The sequence below is a fragment of the Staphylococcus sp. 11-B-312 genome, from assembly GCF_016743055.1.
Classification (GTDB): Bacteria; Bacillota; Bacilli; order Staphylococcales; family Staphylococcaceae; genus Staphylococcus; species Staphylococcus ureilyticus.
On sequence record NZ_CP068241.1, the window covers coordinates 1,270,532 to 1,293,075 of the forward strand.

The following is a 22,544-nucleotide window of genomic DNA, read 5'->3' on the forward strand; positions in this document are numbered from 1 at the left end:
CATTTTTAAGTGTCTACTTTGAAGGGAGCATATCAAAAGCGGATTAGTCATTTTTTATATTGAATGTATTGTAATTTTTGACTATGCATGTACTCATAGATAAATGATTTATTTATGTCATAAACTATTCAACTATTAAGAATAGGAGTTTTAAGTTATGGTTGAATTAAAGGTTACTACTTTTTATTTTTTGGATTCTTTTGTATAATTGCTTGTGGAAATGAGGGAGAATAGTATGATTAAATCAAAATATAATTGGGACGTTAAATTACCTGAAGTTGAAATATCAGATCATATTTCAGCAGATTTAAAGCTAACTCCTATTGTAAAAAAAGTTTTGGAAAGTAAAGGTATTACAGATGAAACCGATATTCGTAATCTTTTAGAAGGAGTCCAAATGACACATGATCCTTGGAAGATGAGCGATATGGAAAAAGCTATTGAACGTATCAATGTGGCGATAGATCAAAATCAAAAGATTTTAGTATATGGTGACTATGACGCGGATGGTGTTACTTCAACGACTATATTGGTCACTACATTGAAAGAACTTGGTGCCCATGTAGGTTGGTATATACCAAATCGTTTTTCTGAAGGTTATGGTCCTAATGAATTGGCTTTTAAGAATGCCTATGATGAGGGGATATCTTTAATCATAACCGTAGATAATGGTATTCAAGGACATGATGAAATACAAATGGTTCAAGACTTGGGTGTTGATGTTATTGTCACAGACCACCATGAAATTGGTGAAACGATGCCTAATGCATACGCTATTGTCCATCCAATGCATCCTGAGTTTGAATATCCTTTTAAATATTTATGTGGTGCGGGCGTTGCTTATAAGCTAGCTCAATGTTTATTGGAAGAACCACCTGTTTATTTTTTAGGTTTGGTTGCAATTGGAACAATCGCTGATTTAGTATCTTTAACGGATGAAAATAGAACATTGGTTCAAAACGGTTTAGCATCATTAAATAAATATTGTCCTCCATCAATAAAAGCTATACTTAACCAAGCAGGTTATAATGATGAAATCAACGAGGAGACCGTCGGGTTTATTATAGGGCCTCGATTAAATGCTGTTGGTCGATTAGAAGATGCTGCACTTGCTGCAGAGCTACTAATGACTGAAACAGAAGATGAAGCGATGTTTTTAGCCGAACAAGTTGAATTTTTTAACCAAGAGCGTAAAGACATCGTGTCTCAAATTACCGAAGAAGCACTTGTAATGGCAGAAGAACAAGTACAGCAAGGCTCAAAATTTTTATTGTTAGCCAAAGCAGATTGGCATGAGGGTGTACTTGGTATTGTAGCGTCAAAAATTGTGGAAACATACAGTCTACCAACATTAATTTTAAATATAGATGAAGCTCAAAATCACGCAAAAGGTTCAGCTCGAAGCATCGATCAAGTGTCGATGTTTGAAATTTTAAGTGATTATTCTCAGTTAATTACAAAATTCGGTGGTCACCATATGGCAGCTGGGATCACAATGCCTATAGAAAATATTCAACAACTACAAAACAGTTTAAATGAGTGGATGGCACAATTAGCCAAAACAACTTCACTTGAACCACGTAAAAAAGTTGATGTATTGATTTCAGAAAGTGACATTACGATACAAAACATCAAAGATATTCAGAGATTACGACCATTTGGCACAGATTTCACTAGCCCGTGCTTTGAATTACAAGACGTTCTTGTACAACAAGTTAAAGGCATTGGTCAGGAGAAAAAACATTTGAAACTCGTTATCGGTGAAAGTCAATTACAAGCAATTTTTTGGCAAAATGGTGCTTTAGTAAAAGAATTGGGTGTACAACAGCCTATTAATGTCATTGGCACATTACAAATTAATGAATGGAATGGATTTCAATCGCCTCAATTTATGATTGAAGATTTAGCGAGTCATAATTTACAGATTTTAGACTATAGAAGTAAAAACAAAGTAAATGATTTAAATGCTGATGCTAAGGATGTTGCTTATTTAATTCATCAAAGAAGTGAAAAGTTAGGTGAAAATTATCATTATTATGGTGATGAAATTAGTAATAACTATGAAAAATACGTCTTTAGAGATCTGCCAACGTCTATAAATGATTTAAAAACAACATTAAAAACTGTTGATATATCCCAAATATATCTCGTGTTAAATCATGATAGATCAATATACTTTGAAGGTATGCCAAAAATGGAAACATTTAAACAATGTTTTAAGGCACTTGCTACTAAAAAAGAAACAAATTTAGCTAATGAAGGCGTACAACTATGTAAATTTTTAAATATTCAACCAAACATGCTTAAATTTATCTTGAAAGTTTTCTTGGATTTAGAGTTTATTCAAGTTGAAGATGGTATAATCAAATTAAAAGATGTTTCAACGAAACGTGACATTGCTTCGAGTAAATATTATCAAAGTCGTATTGATAGAATTGAAGTTGAAAAGTTATTGCTTTATGAAGATTTTAATCGCTTAAAGCAATGGATAAAAGATGAATTGGTACAATAATAGGAGGAAGTTTGTATGGATTTAAAACAATATGTATCTGAAGTTTCAGACTGGCCACAACCAGGGGTTAACTTCAAAGATATCACAACAATAATGGACAACGGTGAAGCTTATGGATATGCAACGGATCAAATTGTTAAATATGCAAAACAACGAGATGTTGATGTCGTTGTAGGACCAGAGGCTAGAGGTTTTATCATTGGCTGTCCTGTCGCATATTCAATGGGTATTGGCTTTGCACCAGTGCGAAAAGAAGGCAAACTTCCTAGAGAAGTCATTCGGTATGAGTATAATTTAGAGTATGGCACAAATGTATTAACTATGCACAAAGATGCAATTAAACCAGGGCAACGTGTGTTGATTACGGATGATTTACTAGCTACAGGTGGTACGATTGAAGCGGCAATTAAGTTGGTTGAACAATTAGGTGGTATAGTTGTAGGTATCGCTTTCATTATAGAATTAAAATATTTAAAAGGTATTGAAAAAATTAAAGCGTATGATGTAATGAGTTTAATCTCATATGATGAATAATAATATTTATAATTGACGAAATTTTAAAGCCAAATGAAAACATTTAAGATGATTTCATTTGGCTCTTTATATTTATTAAAATAGTATTTATGATTAATTAACTGAAACATCTTTTATGTGTATTAAAAAAATTAAAATTCAACTACATTTTGCCAATTGTCAAAGGTACGCATTTATTTATTTAATAACATGTAGTATTATATAACTATTATACATAATTTGACCTAATAGCGTAAAAATACGTTACAATCGATATAAAATAATACTGGGTATCTAATCATGATTAATATTTAGTATAGGGGTGTCTTAAGTGAACAATGAATATCCATACAGTGTGGACGAAGTATTATCTAAAGCAAAATCATATTTGTCAAAAGAAGATTATGAATATGTATTGAAAAGTTACCATCTAGCTTATGAGGCACACGAAGGTCAATTTCGTAAAAATGGCTTGCCATATATTATGCATCCTATACAAGTAGCTGGGATTTTAACCGAAATGCATTTAGATGGTCCAACCATTGTTGCAGGTTTTTTACATGACGTGATTGAGGACACACCTTATACGTTTGATGATGTAAAAGGCATGTTTAATGAAGAAATTGCCATAATCGTAGAAGGCGTGACGAAGTTAAAAAAAGTAAAATATCGTTCTAAAGAAGAACAGCAAGCAGAGAACCATCGCAAGCTATTTATTGCTATCGCTAAAGATGTCCGCGTTATTCTTGTTAAATTAGCGGATCGGTTACATAATATGAGAACATTGAAAGCAATGCCACGAGAAAAACAAATAAGGATTTCAAAAGAAACCTTAGAAATCTATGCTCCTTTAGCACATAGATTAGGGATTAATACGATTAAATGGGAATTAGAAGATACAGCACTTAGATATATTGATAGTGTGCAATATTTCAGAATCGTTAATCTCATGAAGAAAAAACGTAGTGAACGAGAAGAATATATACAAAATGCTATCAATCGCATAGATACAGAAATGGGAAAAATGAATATAATCGGCGATATTAATGGTAGACCTAAACATATATATAGTATTTATAGAAAAATGGTTAAACAAAAGAAACAATTTGATCAAATATTTGATTTATTAGCTATTAGAATCATCGTTAATTCAATCAACGATTGCTATGCTGTATTGGGTCTTGTGCATACACTATGGAAACCTATGCCTGGTAGATTTAAAGATTATATTGCTATGCCGAAGCAAAATATGTATCAATCTCTACATACTACGGTCGTTGGACCCAATGGCGATCCTTTAGAAATTCAGATAAGAACTTATGAAATGCATGAAATTGCAGAACATGGGGTTGCAGCACATTGGGCATATAAAGAAGGTAAAAAAGTTACTGAGAAAACACAAAATTTCAATAAAAAATTAAATTGGATCAAAGAACTTGCTGAAACGGATAGTACTACGACCGATGCAGAAGAGTTTATGGAAACTTTAAAATTTGATTTACAAAGCGATAAAGTATATGCCTTTACACCAGAAAGTGATGTAATAGAGTTACCTTATGGTGCTGTGCCAATCGATTTTGCATATGCTGTACATAGCGAGGTAGGAAATAAGATGATTGGTGCTAAGGTCAATGGGAAAATTGAACCAATAGATTATGTGCTGAAAACCGGTGATATCGTTGAGATTAGAACAAGTAAGCACTCTTACGGTCCAAGTCGTGATTGGCTGAAAATTGTTAAATCTTCTAGTGCCAAAAGTAAGATACGCAGTTTCTTTAAAAAACAAGATCGATCTTCTAATATTGAAAAAGGTAAGTTTATGGTCGAAGCAGAAATAAAAGATCAGGGTTACCGAGTAGATGCAGTCTTAACGGATGATAATATAGAAGTTGTAAAAGATAAATATAATTTTTCTAACGAAGAAGATTTATTTGCTGCAGTAGGATTTGGTGGCGTAACTGCTTTACAAATCGTAAATAAGTTAACTGAAAAACAACGGATTCAAGACAAACAAAAAGCCTTGAATTCAGTACAAGAAGTACAAAAATCTGTGCCCATTAAGGACGACATTACTACAGATAGTGGCGTTTACGTTGAAGGAATTGAAAATGTACTGATTAAATTATCAAAATGTTGTAATCCAATCCCTGGTGATGATATTGTTGGATATATCACTAAAGGTCATGGTATTAAAGTGCATCGAACGGATTGCCCTAATATCAAAAATGAAAAAGACAGATTAATTAGTGTCGAATGGGTACGCTCTAAAGATGCGACACAACGATATCAGGTTGACTTAGAAGTTACAGCTTATGACCGCAATGGTTTATTAAATGAAGTTTTACAAGCCGTTAATTCCACTAAAAGTAACTTAGTTAAAGTTTCTGGTCGTTCAGATATTGATAAAAATGCAATCATTAATATTGGTGTTATGGTGAAAAATGTAAATGAAGTCTATCAAGTTGTTGATAAAATAAAACAGCTTGGTGATGTTTACACAGTAACAAGAGTTTGGAATTAGAGGTGAAACATACATGAAGATTATAGTTCAAAGAGTGAAAGAAGCATCTGTTTCTAATGGTTCAATAGATAATAAAATTAATAAAGGCTATTGTTTGTTTGTTGGAGTAGGTAAATCATCTACAGAAGCTGATATTGATACATTAGTAAGAAAAATCGTGAATGCCCGATTGTTTGAAGATGATAATGGCAAACTTAATTTGAATTTGCAACAAGTACAAGGCGAGATTCTTTCTATCTCACAGTTCACACTATATGCAGATGTAAGAAAAGGCAATAGACCTGGGTTTACCAATTCAATGCCGCCAGATAAAGCTAATGAACTTTATGAAAAATTTAATGATGCTTTACGCGATTATCACATAAATGTATTAACAGGTGAATTTGGTACAGATATGCTTGTAAATATTGCTAACGATGGACCAGTGACGATTATTTATGAAAGTCAGGATGGCAAAATCGTATGAAAACAATCAATACTTGGCTAGATAAACATAATTTTAAAAATTTTCCAACGCTAATTGTTGCGTTAGCATTTGTCATATTTATTTTTATGCTCATCGCTTTTCTAAATCATAATGATGAAGATTCGAATACGATATATATCACTGAAGATACTGATTTGAGAACAGGTCCTAATGCTGTATATCCAACTATTAAGCCGGCAAACCAAGGTCAAAGTTATAATAAAATTGGTAAGTCTGGTAAATGGATAGAAGTTGAGTCAAGTAATCATAAAGATAAAGGATGGGTGGCTGGTTGGCATACAAATCTAAATATTCAGGCAGATGCGAACGTAAACGAGAAACCACTAAAAGATAAAACAATTGTACTTGATCCTGGTCATGGAGGAAGTGACCAGGGTGCTTCAAGTAATACAAAAAAGAAAAGTACTGAAAAAGTTTACACACTGAAGACAGCTAAAGAAATGAAAAAACTGCTTGAAAAAGAAGGTGCTACTGTAAATATGACGAGAAGTTCAGATAGTTATGTGAGCTTGGACGATCGTAATATTAAAGGTGATGCTTTTATCAGTATACATAACGATTCACTCAAATCTTCTAAAGCTAATGGAACGACAGTTTATTGGCTTAAAAACAACCAAGAGGCACTTGCAGAAACATTAAATATGTACATACAAAAGAAAGCCTTACTGACAAATAAAGGCGCTAGACAAGAAAACTTCCAAGTATTGAGACAGACGAATGTACCCGCTGTTTTATTAGAGTTAGGTTATATTAGCAACCCAACCGATGAAAATATGATAACAAATCAATTACATCGCCACATTGTTGAACAAGCAGTTGTCGATGGTTTACGTGCATATTTTTCAGAATAAAAAGGTTGCATATTAATCAATAACTCGTTATTATTAAATATGAATTCTATATTAAAACCGTTATTATTCTTGACTATGCTAAATGAAACGTCAACATTTTTAAATGTGTAGAGACATAATTCGTGGCTGGAAAATTATGCTTAGTAGTTTAGTTATAAAAACACAAGAAGAGGTGCTTTATGAAATTAAAGCCGTGTGACGAACGTTATCCGTATGAAGTGGGTTAGAAAAAATTCATTGATGACTTTTTCTAATCAATTAGGGTGGCAACACGGATATTCGTCCCTTGTATAACTGAATAGTTATGCAAGGGACTTTTTATTGTATAAAAGGAGAGGTTTTATGATAAATATTCCTAGAGGAACACAAGATATTTTACCAAGTGAAACAAAAAAATGGCGATATATTGAAGCAAAATTAGATGAATTGATGGAATTATATAATTATGAAGAAATCCGTACACCGATATTTGAAAGTACTGAATTATTTGCACGTGGTGTTGGTGATTCAACGGATGTCGTACAAAAAGAAATGTATACATTCAAAGATAAAGGTGATCGCAGTATCACTCTGAGACCTGAAGGTACTGCTGCAGTCGTACGTTCATATATTGAAAATAAAATGCAAGGGTTACCTAATCAACCAATAAAATTGTACTACAATGGGCCAATGTTCCGGTATGAACGAAAACAAAAAGGTCGTTATCGTCAATTTACACAATTTGGTGTAGAAGCCATAGGTGCAGAAAATCCAAGTATCGATGCTGAAATTTTGGCAATGGTCATGCATATCTATCAGTCATTTGGTCTTAAACATTTAAAATTAGTCATTAATAGTATTGGAGATATTGATTCTCGTAAAGAATATAATGAAGCTTTGGTTAAACATTTTGAACCAGTAATTGGCGATTTTTGTAAAGATTGCCAAGCACGCCTGCACACGAATCCAATGAGAATTTTAGATTGTAAGATTGATAAAGATAAAGAATCAGTTAAAACCGCACCACGAATTACGGAATATTTAAATGCTAATTCAAAGACTTATTTTGAGGAAGTAAAACAACATTTAAATGATTTAGACATTGAATATGAAGAAGATCCTAACTTAGTAAGAGGTCTAGATTATTATACACACACAGCATTTGAACTTATGATCGATAATCCGAATTATGAAGGTGCAATTACGACATTATGTGGGGGTGGCCGTTATAATGGTTTACTTGAATTGTTAGATGGTCCAAGTCAAACTGGTATTGGTTTTGCACTTAGTATTGAGAGATTATTAATGGCCTTAGAAGAAGAAGGCATTGAATTAGACGTAGACCACGACTTTGATTTATTTATCGTTACGATGGGTCAAGAAGCAGACCGTTATGCAGTAAAATTATTAAATGATTTACGTCAAAATGGTGTGAAAGCGGACAAAGATTATATGGAGCGTAAAGTGAAAGGGCAAATGAAACAAGCTGATAGATTAAATGCCAAATATACTGTTGTGATTGGCGATCAAGAGTTAGCAGAAAAAAATATTAATGTAAAAAATATGGAGACCGGGGAATCAGAACGTATTGATTTGAACGAACTTGTTAACTATTTTAGAAATTAAGGAGAAGATATCATGAGTAAGCGTACAACATATTGTGGTTTAGTGACTGAATCACTATTAGAACAAGAAGTTATATTAAAAGGTTGGGTACACAATCGTAGAGATTTAGGTGGACTGATCTTTGTAGATTTACGTGACCGCGAAGGTTATGTACAAATTGTGTTTAATCCAGATTTTTCTGAAGAAGCATTACGTATAGCTGAAACAATTAGATCTGAGTATGTAGTTGAAGTAAAAGGTATTGTAAAAAAACGTGACCCAGAAACAGTAAATCCCAAAATTGCTACAGGTCAAGTTGAAGTACAAGTATCAGATATTGAGATTATTAATAAAGCTGAAACACCACCTTTTGCCTTAAATGAGGATAATCAAAATGTGGATGAAAATATAAGACTAAAATATAGATATTTAGATTTAAGACGTCAAGAATTAGCACAAACGTTTAAGATGAGAAATCAAACGACACGTTCTATTAGACAATATTTAGATGGTGAAGGTTTTTATGATATTGAAACACCAGTGTTAACTAAGTCAACACCAGAAGGTGCGCGAGATTATTTAGTACCATCTCGTGTTCATGAAGGTGAATTTTATGCATTACCTCAATCACCACAAATATTTAAACAATTGTTAATGATTAGTGGTTTTGATAAATATTATCAAATTGTTAAATGTTTCCGTGATGAAGATTTACGTGCAGACCGTCAACCAGAATTTACGCAAGTTGATATTGAAATGAGCTTTGTTGATCAAGAAGATGTCATGGACATGGGTGAAGAAATGTTACAAAAAGTTGTAAAAGATGTAAAAGAAGTGGAAGTGCCTCGTCCATTCCCAAGAATGACTTATGATGAAGCAATGGCGCGTTTTGGTTCTGATAAACCAGATACACGATTTGGTATGGAATTAATGAATGTTTCAGAACTTGGTGAAATCATGGACTTTAAAGTCTTCAAAGATGCAGTAAATAACGATGGACAAGTGAAGGCAATTGTAGCTAAAGGTGCGTCTGATAATTATACTAGAAAAGATATTGATGCTTTAACTGAATTTGTTAATATATATGGTGCCAAAGGTTTGGCATGGGTTAAAGTAGTTGATGAAGGTTTAAATGGCCCTATAGCTAAATTCTTTGAAGCAGACCATGTTGAAAAATTAAAAGCCTTGACTGGTGCGCAATCTGGAGATTTAGTCTTATTTGTAGCTGACAAGCCTAATGTTGTAGCTCAAAGCTTAGGTGCACTTAGATTAAAATTGGCTAAAGAACTAAATTTAATCGACGAAAGTAAGTTGAATTTCTTGTGGGTAACAGATTGGCCATTACTTGAATACGATGAAGAGTTAAAACGTTATACTGCTGCACACCATCCATTTACAGCACCGAAACAAGAAGATATTAGCAAATTAGATACTGAACCTGAAAATGCTCAAGCTAATGCATATGATATTGTTTTAAATGGTTATGAACTTGGTGGCGGTTCAATTAGAATTCACAATGAAGATTTACAATCAAAAATGTTTGAAGTATTAGGATTTACTGAAGAACAAGCTAGAGAACAGTTTGGTTTCTTATTAGATGCATTTAAATATGGTGCGCCACCACATGGCGGTATTGCTTTAGGCTTAGACCGCTTAGTTATGTTGTTAACTGGACGTACAAACTTACGTGACACAATTGCATTCCCTAAAACTGCATCTGCAACTTGTTTATTAACAAATGCACCTAGTGAAGTATCAGAAAATCAATTGGAAGAACTCTCATTAAGAATTAGACATTAATTTTTATTAAGTCTTTATTCTTGCTAAATTCTAATAATGTGTTATTATACTTGCATAAGGTAGTCATCTGTAGTGTTCGTAAGTTTGCTTCATATTTGGGCCTAACACTCTTTGATCCGGGAGCCCAATAGGTTTTCTTGCAGCGCACACGCCTCTTAAGGAGGACTTGCAAAACAAGAAACAGGGCACCCACCTGTTAATAGCAGGCCGAATGATCAAGCAATTTATAACTACGGCACGCACGGACTCTATCGGTACGCAAGACTTCGGTCTTGCGTATTTTTTTTATCGTTATAATTTATTGTTTTACAATTAATCGGATCGTAAAAATGTTATGATTATAGTATTCGCTAAATAAGGAGTTTAAAAATGAAACATCAATTTTCAAGAAATGAATTGGCATACGGCAAAGAGGGTTTAGAATTATTAAAACAAAAAACCGTTGTTGTTTTAGGGATAGGAGGCGTTGGCTCATTTGCAGCTGAAGCATTAGCGCGTACGAATATAGGTCATATTATATTAATAGACAAAGACGATGTTGATATAACGAACGTCAATCGACAGTTACATGCTTTAACATCTACAATAGGTCAAAGTAAAGTCACATTAATGGAAGAGCGCATCAAATTAATCAATCCTGAATGTGAAGTTACATCACTCCATATGTTTTATACAGAAGAAACATACGAAGCCTTGTTTAATAACTATGATATCGATTATTTTATAGATGCAAGTGATACACTGATATATAAAGTTCATCTTATGAAAGAATGTCTTGAAAGAGGTATTTCTGTAATTTCGAGTATGGGTGCAGCAAATAAAACAGATCCGACACGTTTCCAAATTGCAGATATTTCTAAAACTTATATGGATCCAATGGCTAAATTGATACGTCGTAAATTGAAAAAATTAGGTATATACAAAGGGATACCTGTAGTATTTTCAGATGAAAGTCCAATCGTTATAAGAGAAGATGTCAAAGAAACAGTTGGCGATGCAAATGCACCAACTAGGAAAGGGCAAATGCCACCCTCATCAAATGCATTTGTACCCAGTGTTGTGGGGTTGATATGTGCAAGCTATGTGGTTAATGACATACTCAAAGATATACCTGTAACAAGAATCAAAGATAAATAAAGATATCAACGAACCGCGTTAACACAGGATGTCATTTCAAATGTGTTAACGCGGTTGTTTGATATAACCTTAAACTAATGATTATTTTGTTGTGCCTTGTTGATATTGTCAAAAATAGATTTAAGCTGTTGTTCTGTTTTTGATGTTGTTTTAGGTGTATAGTAAATTTTATTTTTTAATTTATCAGGCAAATATTGTTGTGCGATAAATCCATTATCATAATTATGAGGATACTTATAACCTATTGCTCTACCCAAAGCTTTGGCACCTGAGTAATGACCATCTTTTAAATGGTCGGGAATTTGTCCTACATGACCTTTTCGAATATCTGACAGTGCTGCGTCGATAGCAGTGATTCCAGAATTAGATTTAGGAGACAGACACAATTCAATTACCGCTTGACTCAAAGGAATTCTTGCTTCTGGAAATCCTAGTCTTTCAGCAGATTCAATTGCTGCTAAAGTTCGTTGGCCTGCACCAGGTGAAGCTAAACCTATGTCTTCATAACTAATCACTAATAATCTTCTGACAATGGTGGGTAGGTCTCCAGCTTCTATTAAACGTGCTAAATAATGCAATGCTGCATTTACATCACTTCCTCGAATTGACTTTTGAAATGCACTCATCACATCGTAATGCATATCACCATCCTTATCACTGACAAAAGCACCTTTTTGCAAGCAATCTTTAGCATCTTCTAATGTAATATGTCTTTGATTTTCTTTAACTTCAGCACTGAGCACAGCTAATTCTAAAGCATTCAGTGCACTTCTAACGTCACCTTGGCTTTGTGTAGTGAAATAATTCATCGCATCTTCATCAATGACTGGATTGTATGAAGCTAATCCACGTGATTCATCGTGGAGAGCCCTTTCTAAAGAAATTTTTATATCATTATCATCTAATGGATATAATTCGAAAATTTGCGCTCTTGATCGAATTGCAGGATTAATTGCGTGATATGGATTTGATGTTGTAGCACCAATCAACACAATTTTTCCACTTTCGAGATGCGGTAGTAAAAAATCTTGTTTAGCTTTATCTAAACGGTGTATCTCATCTAATAATAAAATGACTTGTCCAGACATTTTTGCTTCTTCAACAATGAGTTGCATATCTTTTTTAGTATTTGTAACAGCATTTAGCTGACGGAATTTAAATTGAGTACTACCTGAAATTGCTTTAGCAATACTCGTTTTACCAATTCCAGGTGGACCATAAAAAATCATGGATGATAGTCGTTTGGTATTGACCATTCTACGTATAATACCTTTATCACCAACTAAGTGATCTTGTGAAATAATTTCATCAATATTATTTGGTCGCATTCTTGAAGCGAGTGGTTCGTTCGTCACAATCTTTCACACCTTTCTAATATTATCTTAACGTAAAAAATGATAGAATGTTAATATATAGTATTCGAATTAAGTGAGGTTATATAATGAAAATATCAACAAAAGGCAGATATGGCTTAACACTAATGATATCTTTAGCCAAAAAGCAAGGGCAAGGATGTGTTTCGTTAAAATCTATAGCTGAAGAAAATAATTTAAGTGATCTTTATCTAGAACAACTCGTAGGTCCATTAAGAAATGCTGGTTTAATCCGAAGTGTTCGTGGAGCAAAAGGTGGTTATCAATTGAGAGTATCAGCTGAAGAAATTACTGCTGGTGACATTATTCGTTTGTTAGAAGGACCAATTACATTTGTAGAAAGTATTGATTCTGAACCTCCTGCGCAAAAACAACTTTGGATTAGAATGAGAGATGCAGTTAGAGAAGTATTAGATAATACAACTTTAAAATATTTAGCAGATTATAATGAAACTAATAATTTAGATGGATATATGTTCTATATATAAGATGTAAAATTGTTATTTATTAAAACGTTTCTTTGTCATTAACTGAAAATATTTAAAAAAATTTGTTTTAAATGTTTACGTCTTAAGTATTGTGGTATTTAATAAATACATTGCTAAGGAGGTATTATTTATGGCAGATGAAAATAAATTCGAACAAGCAAAAGGAAACGTTAAAGAAACAGTTGGTAATGTTGCCGACAATAAAGACTTAGAAAAAGAAGGCAAAGAAGATAAAACTTCTGGTAAAGCCAAAGAAGTAGTAGAAAATGCAAAAGATAAAGCAAATGAAGTTATCGATAAATTTAAAAAATAATAATCGGTAACTAATACTAAAAAGGTGGTTTTATTATGTCTGATTTCTTGAATAAAGCAAAAGAAACTGCAAAAAATGTTTCTGATAAATTAAAAGATACGGATAACGAAAAAGCAAAGCAAGCATCTGAACAAATCGATAATTTCACTGGTGGCAGTGACGATAAAAAAGATGACAAAGATAAAAAAGACGACAAAAAATAAAAATGTCTTTAAAGTTTAAGTTTATTCGCTGAAATATAGAAAAGCCCAGGTTTCTAACTAGAAACTGGGCTTTTTTATATTTAATTAAAAAGTTGAAATAATATTTTTAAGTTTACGATACGATTCAAGTTGTGCTTCTTGATCATAGATGTAACTAATAGCCATTAATTCATCTATTTCACCATATTCATCAATAAATGATTGTAATTTTTGTTTAACCGTTTCTTCAGAACCGATGAGTGAACTTTGCATACTTTGTTTGGCAATTTCATATTCAGTAGGCGTGAGTAGTCCCTTTAAATCGTCAGTTGGTGGTTGTACAGGTTGCATTCTTCCTCTAGTAATGCTTACCATTACCTGAGCCTGTGTTGTTGCCAAATATTCTGCTTGAGTATCTGTATCAGCAACGATGGCATTTAAGCAAACAATCACATATGGCTTGCTTAATATCTCTGAAGGTTCAAATAGTTCTTTATAAATTTCAATTGCTTCTTTCATTTGTTGTGGTGCAAAATGACCTGCAAAGACATAAGGTAATCCTTTGCGTGCAGCCAAGTGTGCAGAATCAGTTGAAGAACCCAATATATAAAGAGGTACATTTTTACCAACAGCTGGATATGCACGGACATACGTTTGTTGATTACCTGGACCAAAATAAGTTGCAAGTTGTTCTACTTCTTCAGGGAATTCATAAACGCCATTGTGTTGGTCTCTACGTAACGCACTTGCAGTCATCATATCAGTACCTGGCGCACGCCCTAAACCTAAATCAACGCGATCTGGAAATACAGTTTCCATTGTCCCAAATTGTTCTGCAACAATAAGAGGTGCATGATTAGGTAACATGATGCCACCAGAGCCTACCCTTATTTTAGAAGTATGTTCTAATGTATGTTGTATTAATAACGCAGTGGCTGAACTGACAAGGTTAGGTGCGTTATGATGTTCTGCAATCCAATATCTTTCATAATCCAGTTCTTCTAAATTTTGTGCTAATTTAACCATATCACTAATTGCATCTTGGTCGGATTGACCTTCTCTAATTGGAACTAGATTAAGTGCAGATAATTTAATATCGCTCATTTCACTATGTCCTCCTTAAATATATTAATATATTGCAGTATAACAGTCTAAATAAAACTTGCGTAAGAAATTGCTCACTGTTATACTATATGAAATTAAAAAGTTAGGTGGCCTTATTAAGACAATGGATAAATCTCATGAAAACAAACAATATCAATTATTTAATCAAAAAAGTAATATATGGGATAAGACCATGTCTTAATGCAAAATCATCACTCAAGTACCTAACATAAATAATGTTCGGATTGTTAAGGCATGTCGTATCCCTTAAGAAAGAGGGAATTGGTATGTCTTTTTATTTTGTTCAAAAACCATTTGAAAAATTTGGTAAAAATTTAATTAACTCTGTAGAAATTCAAATTGATAAAGGCGAACATATTGCAATGATAGGTAACAATGGCGTAGGCAAAACGACTTTGTTAGAAGCGATAAAATCGAAATATAAAGATGAAACTTATTTAATGTACCAAAATATGTTAGCTTATGAACACTTAACAGGGTTAGATTATGTAATGGAAATAAACCCCGAAATATTGCAGATAAAGCAAAAACTTGAAGACAATTATGAATATATTGCAGACTATAGTGCATTAAATGGTTACGAATTTGAACAGAGTATTATTACGCAAGCGAATCAAATGAATTTAACAGAAAAAGATTTAGAAAAACAAATTCAAGATTTAAGTGGTGGTCAACAAACACGACTGGCGTTATTAAAAGCATTCATGTCAAACAAACCACTGATCTTACTGGATGAACCCACGAATCATTTAGATTTAGAAATGTTGGAACAACTGATTAGAAAAATTCAAAAATCAAAACGTACGATTGTTTATGTATCACACCAGCGTGATTTTATCGATCAAACAGCGACTCATGTCATTGAAGTAACATCTGAAAAAACGAATAAATATAATGGTAATTATTCCAAGTACCGTGAAATTAAAGATTTAACGTTACAAACACAACAAAATATGTACGAAAAGCAACAAAAAGAAATAGCAGAACTTAATCGCACGATACAACGAATCCAAACATGGCATCATTCAGCACAACAAAAAGCAAGTGTTCGTAGCCCTATTGAGCAGAAGAAGCTTAGTAAGTTAGCTCAAAAGGCTAAAGTAAAAGAAAAACAAATGACCGAAAAATTAAATGAGAAGACCATAAACCAGCCAGATAACGAACAAAAACATTATCATTTTAATCATGAAGCCCAATTACGTAAGCGTTTTTTAATTCATTTTGAAGACTTCAATGTTGTTATAAGTGAACATCATGTATTTGAACATGCGCATTTCGAAATGAAACAAAAAGAAAACGTATTAATAACGGGACCAAATGGAAGCGGAAAATCTCTTTTAATTGCGATGATCAGACAAAAGATATTTGCTAATCAAGGACATTTAAAAATCACACCTTCACTAAAAATTGGATATTTCGATCAGACGAACAAAAATTTGAATGAAGCAGAATCTCCACTGATGATGCTATTAAGTACGAATAAAATATCAAGAAGCGAAGCGCAAACTATATTAGCTTCATTTGGTTTTAAAGAGGAAAAAATTAATGCACCAATTGGTCAATTATCTATGGGAGAGAAAAGTAGATTTCAATTTGTACTGCTATATTGCTCTGGTGCCAATTTATTAATTTTAGATGAGCCAACTAATTATTTTGATATTTCAACACAGGACTTAATTTTAAATATGATAAAAAGTTTTAACGGTCAAGTATTAGTTGTGAGCCATGATGAGTATTTTCAAGCTAGGTTTAAAGCGACACACTGGGAAATTAGAAATAAAAAATTATATAACTTAACCCAAAATAAAAAGACAAAATCAAATGTAAACGAAACATTAACATTGTTAGATGAATATGAAATGATAGATGAAAATGGTCATTTTGAAACAGACAACTAGAAAAATTAATTAGATGGTGCTATCATTGGAACATTGATAAATTTGTAAGGAGTGTCAAACATGGAAGTATATGCAGATTATGCTGCTACAACGCCTGTTAAACAACAAGTAATAGATAAAATGATGGAAATCTATACAACACATTACGGTAATCCGTCTTCTATACATAGTATAGGTAGAGATGCACGTAAATATTTAGATGAGTCTCGTCGTTTTGTAGCTAAACAACTCAATGCGAAGCCTAGTGAAGTAATTTTTACTAGTGGTGCAACAGAATCTAATAATACAGCGATTAAAGGTATTGCGTATGCAAACCAAGATAAGGGTAAGCATATTATAACAACTAAAATAGAACATCATTCTGTACTCCATGTTTTTGAACAATTAGCAAAAGAAGGTTTTGATGTAACATACCTTGATGTAGATGAAGAAGGTCTGATATCGTTAGAACAATTGAAAAGTGCAATGACTGATGAGACAATCCTTGTTTCAATCATGTTTGTTAATAACGAAATTGGCACAGTGCAACCAATGTACGATATTGATGAAATTGTTAGTCATTCAAATGCTTTATTTCACGTAGATGCTGTACAAGCTATAGGGCACTTAGACATAGATTTTCATGAATTTGATATCGATGCAATGAGTATTACGGCACATAAATTTGGTGGACCAAAGGGTGTCGGTGTATTACTAATAAAATCAGGTACAAACATTAAGTTTCCACAATTAGGTGGAGAACAAGAAGTGAAAAGAAGAGCAGGTACAGAAAACGTACCTCAAATTGTCGGATTGGCTGAAGCTTTAAAACTAGCAAACCAATATAGAGATGAAAACAATGTCCATTTGATGAATTTAAAAAACCAATTTCTTGTATCTTTACAAGAACGTTCAGTGCCTTTTGAATTAAATGGTTCAATGACTGATACTACTGGTCATATTGTTAATTTGTATTTTCCATTTATTGATGTGGAAACTATGTTAACATTGTTAGATTTAGCTAATATATATGTAGCTTCTGGTTCAGCATGTACTGCAGGTTCTACATCACCTTCACATGTTTTAGTAGCAATGTATGATGACGATACAAGAGCGAATCATTCTGTGCGATTTAGTTTTAATGAACAAACGACCGAACAAGAAATTAAATATTTAGTTACCGAAATTCACAAAATTTATCATAAATTCAAGGAGGAAGTTTAGTTGTCAAATAAAGATACACGTGTTGTAGTAGGCATGTCAGGTGGCGTAGACAGTTCCGTAACAGCACATATATTAAAAGAGCAAGGTTATGATGTCATTGGTATTTTTATGAAAAATTGGGATGATACGGATGAAAATGGTGTTTGTACAGCTACAGAAGATTATAATGATGTTATAGCTGTATGTAATCAAATAGGTATACCATATTATGCAGTTAATTTTGAAAAAGAATATTGGGATAAAGTGTTTACTTATTTCTTAGATGAATATAAAAAAGGCCGTACACCAAATCCTGATGTGATGTGTAATAAAGAGATTAAATTCAAAGCATTTTTAGAGCATGCGCTTAAGTTAGGTGCAGATTATGTAGCAACTGGACATTATGCTCGTGTACGACGTCATGAAGATGGACATGTTGAAATGTTGAGGGGCGTTGACAATAATAAAGATCAAACTTATTTCTTAAATCAATTATCACAATCACAATTATCTAGAGTAATGTTCCCAATTGGCGATATTGATAAAAAAGAAGTGCGTAGAATTGCAGAAGCACAAGATTTAGCTACAGCTAAGAAAAAAGATTCAACTGGTATTTGTTTTATCGGTGAACGTAACTTCAAAACATTTTTATCTCAATATCTACCCGCACAGTCAGGTGAAATGAAAACTTTAACTGGTAAGAAAATAGGTACACATGCAGGATTAATGTACTATACTATCGGTCAACGTCACGGTCTAGGTATAGGTGGAGATGGAGACCCTTGGTTTGTAGTAGGCAAAAATTTAAATGATAATGTCTTATATGTAGAACAAGGTTTTCATCATGAAGCGCTTTACAGTGACTATTTGATTGCTTCAGATATTTCATTTGTTAACCCTGTTGATTTAGAAAATGGATTTGAATGTACAGCGAAATTTAGATATCGTCAAAAAGATACTAAAGTTTTTGTTCAAAAAGAGCATGATAATGCAATTCGAGTAACATTTGACGAACCTGTTCGCGCAATTACGCCAGGTCAATCAGTCGTTTTATATGATGGCGATGTTTGTCTAGGTGGCGCTACTATAGATGATGTATATAAAACATCAGGACAATTAAGTTATGTTGTTTAAACAAATTAATTAAATGCTTCGTAATGATTAAAATAGCAAAATGACATTGCTATATTGTTAATTAAATATAAAGTTTCATAGTTTAATCGTATTTTGAGGAGTAAGCATACAATATCAAATTTTAAATTTTTGATTTGTGACTTACTCCTTTTTACTATTTTTTCATTCTTAAATGTTATAATAAGATGTTGAGAGAGAGGGATAGCATGAATCAAGAACAAATTTATACATTGATTAAACAAGGTAATTTTGAGCAAGCTTTAACAGCATTATTCGAAAATATAGAAGCAAACCCGAATGAAGTAGAAAATTATATCAATGCAGGTATATTAATCGCTGAAGCGGGTGAAATAGATAAAGCGGAAAAGTTTTTCCAAAAAGCACTAACCATTGACCCAAAAAATGGGGCTGTTTATTACAATTTAGCTAATGTTTATTATAATGAAGGGCGATATAAAGAAGCGGTTAAATTATACCAACAAGCATTACAATATAAAGTTGACGAAATCGACACCAATTATATGATAGGTATGTCGTTTAACCAGTTAGAAGCATTTACAGAAGCACTTCCCTTTTTAATGACTGCTGCTGAAAAAGATAATCGTAGGGATGTAGAGGTACAATTTCAATATGGATTGGTATTATGTCACTTAGAAATGTACGAACAGGCTGTTTCACAATTACAGTATGTAGTCTCATTAGATGACAAACATACAGACGCTTTATATAACTTAGGTCTAGCAACTTATATGCTAACAGAGGATACTGAATGTGCTATCGAATATTTTGAACGTGCAGTTGCTATCAACCCAGAACATTTGATGAGTCAACATGCCATCAAAACGTTTAAATCCATCGCAGAGGAGGAGTAATTAAGTGGACAACCCTACATTATTCAATAATTCAATGATTAAAGGTACTGTAGATGCTATCTTGTTTCAAAACAAAGACAATTTTTATACTGTTTTAAAAGTAGATACGATAGAATCTAATGAAGATTTTGATTCTATGCCTACAGTTGTAGGGTTCTTTCCAGAAATTGCTGAAGGCGATGTTTATACTTTTAAAGGTCAAGTCGTTTCACATCCTAAATATGGTAAACAGTTAAAAGCTGAAACGTTTGAAAAAGAGCTGCCTCAAACCAAAGAGGCTATTATTAGCTATTTATCTAGTGATTTATTTAAAGGAATAGGTAAAAAAACAGCTCAAAATATTGTGAATACACTTGGAGAAAATGCTATTTCAGACATTTTAAATGATCCATCTGTTTTAGAAAAAGTACCTAGTTTACCTGGGAAAAAACAAAAGCAAATTGCTGAACAAATTGCGAGTAATCAAGAAACAGAACAAATTATTATTCGATTACATGATTTAGGATTTGGGCCTAAACTCGCTATGGCAATCTATCAGGTTTATTTAGGTGATACACTTAATATTGTAGAAAATAAACCCTATCAATTAGTTTACGACGTGAAAGGAATCGGTTTTAACAAAGCGGATACTTTAGCACGAAATGTGGGTATTCAATTTAATGATGATGAGCGTTTAAAAGCGGGTTTATTATATGTATTAGAAGAAGAATGTATTAAGCAAGGGCATACATACTTACCAACACAAAATGTATTAGAAATGACACAAGATATGTTATCACAATCACCAAATGAAGTGATTGAACTTCAACAATTAGAAAATATGATTCAAATCTTAGTTGAAGATACCAAATTAGTAAAACAGGAACACGAATTAGCAATTCCTAGTTTATACTATTCGGAACTTAAAAGTGTTCAAAACTTATATCGTAATTACACCTATACGAATAAATTAAAAGAAATTGAGCAGTCTGAATTATTATTAGAAATTGGTGAAATCGAACAACGCAATCAAGTCACTTATGCTAATTCCCAAAGAGATGCGCTACAGACTGCAATCAATAGTAAAGTTATGCTGCTAACTGGCGGGCCAGGAACAGGAAAAACTACTGTGATTAAAGGTATTGTCGAATTATATGCAGAAATACATGGTTTATCTTTAGATTATGATGATTATCAAAACGATGATTATCCAGTTGTATTAGCAGCACCTACAGGTAGAGCTTCAAAACGATTGGCTGAATCTACAGGGTTGGAAGCTATGACTATACATCGATTGATAGGTTGGAATCAAGATACACAGCCAGAAGATATTTTAGATAATGAGATTTCAGCTAAACTAATCATTATTGATGAAATGTCAATGGTCGACACCTGGCTGTTTCATCAATTTCTTAGCGCGGTACCTATTGATGCCCAAGTGATATTAGTAGGTGATGAAGATCAGTTGCCTTCCGTAGGCCCAGGACAAGTGTTTAAAGATCTCATTGATTCTAAAGTTATACCTAGAGTGAATCTGACTGAAGTTTACCGACAACAAGATGGGTCTAGTATCATAGAATTAGCGCATAGAATGAAATTGGGAGAACCGATTGATATCACACAAAGATTTCATGATCGTAACTTTATTAATTGTTCAACTGAACAAATACCTTCTGTTGTTGAAAAGGTTGTTTCAAGTGCTGTTAAAAAAGGTTATGATATGAGTGATATACAAGTATTAGCCCCTATGTATAAAGGTTCTGCAGGTATAAAAAAATTAAATGCTGTATTGCAAACAATCTTAAACCCTAAAGAAAAGGATACGCGTGAAATTGAATTCGGTGATGTTGTCTTTAGAAAAGGGGATAAGGTGCTACAGCTAGTAAATAGGCCGAGTGATAATATATTTAATGGCGATATTGGTGTGATTGTTGGCATATTTTGGGCAAAAGAAAACGCCTTAAATAAAGATGTATTGGTCGTTGATTTTGACGGAAATGAAATTACTTTTGTAAGACAAGATTTGTTAGAATTAACACATGCATATTGTACGTCTATTCACAAATCGCAAGGTTCTGAATTTCCAATTGTAATTATGCCTATGGTTAAGCAATATTTTAGAATGTTACAAAAACCTATATTATATACAGGATTAACAAGAGCTAAGCAATCACTAGTATTTCTGGGTGATCCACAAGCTTTTGAAATCGGTTTAAATACACATGGTCAAGTGAGAATGACTCAGCTCTGTTCATTCTTAAAAACGTATTTTAATAATGATGATCGTAAAGATGAGGTTGCAGTTGAAGATACGTTTGATGCCACGACTATTTTAACAGAAGAAAATATATATAAAATTAATCCTATGATTAATATGGGAGATATTTCGCCATATGATTTTGTTGAACATTGACAACGTAGGTTAAAGTAAATACAATATAATTGATTGTGCATAAAGATGAGTAAATTATGGTAGTCGACAAGAGATGTACTGGCTGGTGAAAAGTACAGATAGCATAGTTGAAAGCTACTTTATGTTAAATAATAAATATACTTATTTTAAGTGATAAGCGGAATTATTAATTATGATTAA

Annotated in this window: 18 protein-coding genes and 1 other RNA gene; 17 read left to right on the plus strand and 2 right to left on the minus strand. The window is 32.8% G+C overall.

Features of this window, described 5'->3' with window-relative positions; genetic code table 11:
* The first annotated feature begins 235 nt into the window (after positions 1–235).
* From recJ to JG554_RS06095, 9 genes are all read left to right on the plus strand, one after another.
* The gene (recJ, locus tag JG554_RS06055; protein WP_064208875.1) at positions 236–2,512 is read left to right on the plus strand and encodes a single-stranded-DNA-specific exonuclease RecJ; all 2,277 of its coding nucleotides are present in this window, start codon (positions 236–238) and stop codon (positions 2,510–2,512) included.
* Between the two features lie 15 nt (positions 2,513–2,527).
* Positions 2,528–3,046, plus strand: a complete 519-nt coding sequence (locus JG554_RS06060) for an adenine phosphoribosyltransferase (RefSeq protein ID WP_046208094.1) — start codon at positions 2,528–2,530, stop codon at positions 3,044–3,046.
* Between the two features lie 310 nt (positions 3,047–3,356).
* A complete protein-coding gene (locus JG554_RS06065; protein WP_046208095.1) occupies positions 3,357–5,546 on the plus strand; it encodes a RelA/SpoT family protein in 2,190 nt (729 codons plus the stop codon).
* 13 nt (positions 5,547–5,559) lie between these two features.
* Positions 5,560–6,012, plus strand: coding sequence for a D-aminoacyl-tRNA deacylase (gene dtd, locus JG554_RS06070; RefSeq protein ID WP_046208096.1), 453 nt, complete (start codon positions 5,560–5,562; stop codon positions 6,010–6,012).
* On the plus strand, positions 6,009–6,884 hold the full coding sequence (locus JG554_RS06075) for an N-acetylmuramoyl-L-alanine amidase family protein (protein ID WP_070039419.1): 876 nt from the start codon (positions 6,009–6,011) through the stop codon (positions 6,882–6,884). Before dtd ends, JG554_RS06075 begins: the two co-directional genes overlap by 4 nt.
* A 342-nt stretch (positions 6,885–7,226) precedes the next feature.
* On the plus strand, positions 7,227–8,489 hold the full coding sequence (gene hisS, locus JG554_RS06080) for a histidine--tRNA ligase (RefSeq protein WP_046208098.1): 1,263 nt from the start codon (positions 7,227–7,229) through the stop codon (positions 8,487–8,489).
* Positions 8,490–8,501: 12 nt separating this feature from the next.
* Positions 8,502–10,268 (plus strand): aspartate--tRNA ligase, encoded by a 1,767-nt coding sequence (gene aspS / locus JG554_RS06085; RefSeq protein WP_070039417.1) that lies wholly within the window; start codon positions 8,502–8,504, stop codon positions 10,266–10,268.
* A gap of 61 nt (positions 10,269–10,329) precedes the next feature.
* Positions 10,330–10,520: non-coding RNA, 6S RNA (gene ssrS, locus JG554_RS06090), on the plus strand.
* Between the two features lie 117 nt (positions 10,521–10,637).
* On the plus strand, positions 10,638–11,405 hold the full coding sequence (locus JG554_RS06095) for a tRNA threonylcarbamoyladenosine dehydratase (RefSeq protein ID WP_203265391.1): 768 nt from the start codon (positions 10,638–10,640) through the stop codon (positions 11,403–11,405).
* Positions 11,406–11,479: 74 nt separating this feature from the next.
* Here JG554_RS06095 and JG554_RS06100 read toward each other — a convergent pair whose 3' ends face one another.
* On the minus strand, positions 11,480–12,760 hold the full coding sequence (locus JG554_RS06100; protein WP_046208101.1) for a replication-associated recombination protein A: 1,281 nt from the start codon (positions 12,758–12,760) through the stop codon (positions 11,480–11,482).
* Positions 12,761–12,846: 86 nt separating this feature from the next.
* Between JG554_RS06100 and cymR the strand changes: the two genes are divergently transcribed.
* The 3 genes from cymR to JG554_RS06115 all read left to right on the plus strand — a co-directional run bounded on the left by cymR (position 12,847) and on the right by JG554_RS06115 (position 13,782).
* Complete coding sequence (cymR, locus tag JG554_RS06105) at positions 12,847–13,266, plus strand: cysteine metabolism transcriptional regulator CymR (RefSeq protein ID WP_019469423.1); 420 nt, start codon at positions 12,847–12,849, stop codon at positions 13,264–13,266.
* Between the two features lie 130 nt (positions 13,267–13,396).
* Entirely contained in the window at positions 13,397–13,579 is a 183-nt protein-coding gene (locus tag JG554_RS06110) for a CsbD family protein (RefSeq protein WP_046208102.1), read from the plus strand.
* Positions 13,580–13,614: 35 nt separating this feature from the next.
* Positions 13,615–13,782 (plus strand): hypothetical protein, encoded by a 168-nt coding sequence (locus JG554_RS06115; protein WP_157947928.1) that lies wholly within the window; start codon positions 13,615–13,617, stop codon positions 13,780–13,782.
* 84 nt (positions 13,783–13,866) lie between these two features.
* Here JG554_RS06115 and JG554_RS06120 read toward each other — a convergent pair whose 3' ends face one another.
* Complete coding sequence (locus JG554_RS06120; RefSeq protein ID WP_203265392.1) at positions 13,867–14,865, minus strand: LLM class flavin-dependent oxidoreductase; 999 nt, start codon at positions 14,863–14,865, stop codon at positions 13,867–13,869.
* Between the two features lie 287 nt (positions 14,866–15,152).
* Between JG554_RS06120 and sal the strand changes: the two genes are divergently transcribed.
* From sal to recD2, 5 genes are all read left to right on the plus strand, one after another.
* A complete protein-coding gene (gene sal, locus JG554_RS06125) occupies positions 15,153–16,784 on the plus strand; it encodes a Sal family ABC-F type ribosomal protection protein (protein ID WP_081338796.1) in 1,632 nt (543 codons plus the stop codon).
* A gap of 60 nt (positions 16,785–16,844) precedes the next feature.
* Positions 16,845–17,987: a cysteine desulfurase family protein gene (locus JG554_RS06130; protein WP_046208104.1), complete on the plus strand. Its 1,143-nt coding sequence runs from the start codon at positions 16,845–16,847 to the stop codon at positions 17,985–17,987.
* Positions 17,988–19,100: a tRNA 2-thiouridine(34) synthase MnmA gene (mnmA, locus tag JG554_RS06135; protein WP_046208105.1), complete on the plus strand. Its 1,113-nt coding sequence runs from the start codon at positions 17,988–17,990 to the stop codon at positions 19,098–19,100. It abuts the gene before it with no gap.
* 185 nt (positions 19,101–19,285) lie between these two features.
* Entirely contained in the window at positions 19,286–19,972 is a 687-nt protein-coding gene (locus tag JG554_RS06140; protein ID WP_438873771.1) for a tetratricopeptide repeat protein, read from the plus strand.
* 4 nt (positions 19,973–19,976) lie between these two features.
* On the plus strand, positions 19,977–22,364 hold the full coding sequence (recD2, locus tag JG554_RS06145) for an SF1B family DNA helicase RecD2 (protein ID WP_070039409.1): 2,388 nt from the start codon (positions 19,977–19,979) through the stop codon (positions 22,362–22,364).
* Positions 22,365–22,544 lie beyond the last annotated feature (180 nt).